The sequence below is a fragment of the Pseudoalteromonas sp. GW168-MNA-CIBAN-0100 genome (assembly GCF_040309225.1).
Classification (GTDB): domain Bacteria; phylum Pseudomonadota; class Gammaproteobacteria; order Enterobacterales; family Alteromonadaceae; genus Pseudoalteromonas; species Pseudoalteromonas arctica.
Genome location: NZ_JBEOOL010001183.1, coordinates 1 through 231, shown reverse-complemented (window position 1 = coordinate 231; position 231 = coordinate 1). Strand labels below are relative to the sequence as shown.

Annotated in this window: 1 pseudogene; it reads left to right on the top strand. The window is 48.9% G+C overall.

The features are described 5' to 3' along the window. Positions 1-231: pseudogene (locus AAEY62_RS25125) on the top strand (isocitrate lyase); the annotation flags it as partial.

The window sequence follows — 231 nt, the reverse complement described above, 5'->3', positions numbered from 1 at the left end:
ACTCACCATCGTTCAACTGGACGCTGAAGTTCCGTGAGCAAGTATACCAAGAATGGCAGGAAGAAGGTCGTGACCTGAGCGCTTACCCAAGTCTTGATGATAACAAAGCGCTTATGGCTCCAGAAATGGATGCAACAGAGCTTGCAGCAGCCGCTGACTTATTAGTACAAAACTTCCAACGCGATGGTGCACGTGAAGCGGGTATTTTCCACCACCTAATCACGCTACCAA